The organism is Bacillus sp. S4 (assembly GCF_040838205.1).
Lineage (GTDB): Bacteria > Bacillota > Bacilli > Bacillales > Bacillaceae_G > Bacillus_A > Bacillus_A cereus_U.
In genome coordinates, this window is record NZ_JBFPJI010000386.1 from 1 (window position 1) to 2863 (window position 2863).

The following is a 2863-nucleotide window of genomic DNA, read 5'->3' on the forward strand; positions in this document are numbered from 1 at the left end:
CTATTATTTCTCTAACCATTATTTGCGAAACAAAGTTCATTGTTAAATTTGTAAATAAATCTCCCTATTTTTTTACAATTACTTAAACATTAATCCATGTTAAACACTGTATTCCTTAACAACATTTCGGTACAATACAACTACAACGATTTTAAATGAGGTGATGTTCATGGCAAAGCGCTATGAAAATATGGATAATGTAAGTACAAAAAAATCAATTCGCTCCTTCTTACGCTGGCGTAAAGAGAGAAAGCAAAACAAAAAAGACTTTTCTTTCCTAGTAGAACAATCACCTGTTAAACAAAGTAAATTTCTGCTAAATAACTTTGAAAAAACGACTGTCACATGGATTGGTCATTCAACTTTTCTCATTCAAACGAACGGCTTAAATATTTTAACAGATCCAGTATGGGCTAATAAATTAAAGTTAGTTCCACGACTTACTGAGCCTGGGCTCACTATAAAAGAACTACCTAAAATCGATATCGTTCTTATTTCACACGGTCATTACGATCATGTAGACTTTTCATCTCTTCGTCAACTAAGCGATGATACTTTATACCTAGTTCCTATTGGGCTAAAAAAATTATTTACTCGTAAAAAATTCACCAATGTAGAAGAATACAATTGGTGGGAAAGTACAACAATTGATGAAGTCTCTTTTCACTTCGTACCTGCCCAGCACTGGACGAGAAGAACATTATTTGATATGAACACCTCTCACTGGGGAGGATGGATCATTGATAATATAACTTCTTCAGAAACCATTTATTTTTGTGGTGATAGTGGTTATTTCCAAGGATTTAAAGAGATCGGCAAACGTTTTTCAATCGATATTGCACTTATGCCAATTGGTGCCTATGAGCCAGAATGGTTTATGAAAGTGTCTCACGTTTCACCAGAAGAAGCTGTGCAAGCCTATCTAGATATAAAAGCTACACATTTCATTCCCATGCACTACGGTACTTTTGCTTTAGCAGATGAAACACCAAGGGAAGCAGTAACACGACTACGAAATAACTGGAATTTACGAATGCTACCGTGGGAACAACTACATGTTCTCTTTTTAGGTCAAACTTTCACTTATAGCCCTATTGTCCCAGATAAAGAACCAGTAAAAATCACAGAAACTTCTCATGTATAATAGAACTAAATTTTCTGAGTAATTTACCATATACTTCAAAAAATCGAAAAGGGTGTTTTCCATGAAAGATTATTTACAGACTCGCTATATCATTAGCGGAAGCGCCTGTATTTCCCTTCTCATTTCTTACTTCATATACACATAAAAAAAGCTACTTGAAAATTCATTTCAAGTAGCTTTTTTATTACTCTGCTAAATACATAAAACCAATTGCTCCTGGTCCTGTATGAGTACTGATAACTGGTGTTGTATAGAAAATCTCTGATTGAGTGAATCCATTCACTTTTTCAACAGCAGCTTTTACACTTTCTGCTAAAGGAATTGCTTTAGCATGTGGAATCGCAACAGCTTTCACCACTTTTCCAGCAGTATCCTCCTCGAATATTTTAGCCAATGTTTTTACAATTTGCCCTTGGCTACGTACTTTCGTTACCGGATTATATACGCCACCTTCAAGGCTCGCAATAGGTTTAATATTAAGTAATGAACCGATAAAAGCTTTCCCTTTACCGATACGTCCACCCTTCACTAAGTTCTCTAATGTATCTACGACAACATATAAACGAGTATTCTTTCTTACTTCATCAATACGTTTTAAAATATCTTCTAGTGAGCATTCTTCTTTTGCCATTTTTGCAGCTTCAATTACTTGATATGCTAAAGCATGTGTAATAAATTGAGAATCAACAACTGTTACTTTTGTATCTGTCATTGATGCAGCGCTATTCGCTGTTGCGACAGTACCGCTCATTCCACCTGTCATATGAATAGAAAGCACTTGGCTTCCGTCTTCGCCTAGCTTGTCATACATTTCTACAAATGTACCCATAGCCGGTTGTGATGTTTTTGGTAATTCTTCTGATTTAATCATTTCTTCAATAAATTCATCCGGTTGCAAATCTACACGATCTAAGTATGTTTGTCCATTTACAGAAATAGATAATGGTAAAACATGAATATCATACTTCTCAATCACTTCTTGAGTTAAATCTGCCGTTGAATCTGTTACAATTTTAATTTTTTGCATATTATATTCTTCCCTTTCGAATACGCTCTCCCTGTTATTATACTAGCATTCCTGATGCTTTCAACAATTTCGAATAAATTTCACCAAATTAATTATATTTTTATACCTAAAATAAAAAAGACAGAGCCTACCTAACTCTGTCCCTGCTGTATATTATGCATTCTTTTCAAGAGTATTTGTTTTATATACATTTGAATAATCATTCCACTTCAAACAACTCTGTAAATATTCACGGAAAGAGTACGAGACTCTTGGGTTTTTATGTTTTTGAATTTTTGCAATAAACAATTGAAGACGAGACTGAATTAGAAACGCTAATGGATGCTGTGTTTGTAGGACAGGGATTTCAAATATTTTAATACAATTCCCTGTTGCATGAGTGAAATAAAAACTTTTCGTAATCACAATATCAATCCTCTTTTTCGTTGGATTTTTGAACTTCCTCCACTTTATTCTTTAACACGTTTTTTAGTGTAGGTTTCCTATGAATACTAAAATATCCTTAAACTGCCCCCGTTTAGAAGTTAATACTTCATTTATATCCACCTAATTCGAACCCTGTCCTATATATACTTTAAGACGGGAGTCTTATTACCCATATATAGCTTGATAACTTCAGTATAACCTTATAAAAATGAAAAGTTTGTCTAAATTTTGGAGATTCTATAATTTTTTTCTTCTATATATTGTAT

General features: G+C 33.7%; 3 protein-coding genes. 1 reads left to right on the forward strand and 2 read right to left on the reverse strand.

The features are described from left to right. Positions 1-169: 169 nt before the first annotated feature. Positions 170-1144 (forward strand): MBL fold metallo-hydrolase, encoded by a 975-nt coding sequence (locus AB3X48_RS20545; protein WP_016104737.1) that lies wholly within the window; start codon positions 170-172, stop codon positions 1142-1144. A gap of 184 nt (positions 1145-1328) precedes the next feature. On the opposite strand, the gene AB3X48_RS20550 is transcribed toward AB3X48_RS20545, so the two are convergent. Both AB3X48_RS20550 and AB3X48_RS20555 read right to left on the reverse strand, forming a co-directional pair. After that, positions 1329-2171, reverse strand: a complete 843-nt coding sequence (locus AB3X48_RS20550) for a DegV family protein (protein ID WP_016104736.1) — start codon at positions 2169-2171, stop codon at positions 1329-1331. A gap of 153 nt (positions 2172-2324) precedes the next feature. Further along, positions 2325-2576 carry a DUF2535 family protein gene (locus AB3X48_RS20555; protein ID WP_002158010.1) on the reverse strand — a complete coding sequence of 84 codons (252 nt, stop codon included), beginning with the start codon at positions 2574-2576 and terminating at the stop codon, positions 2325-2327. Positions 2577-2863: the final 287 nt, after the last annotated feature.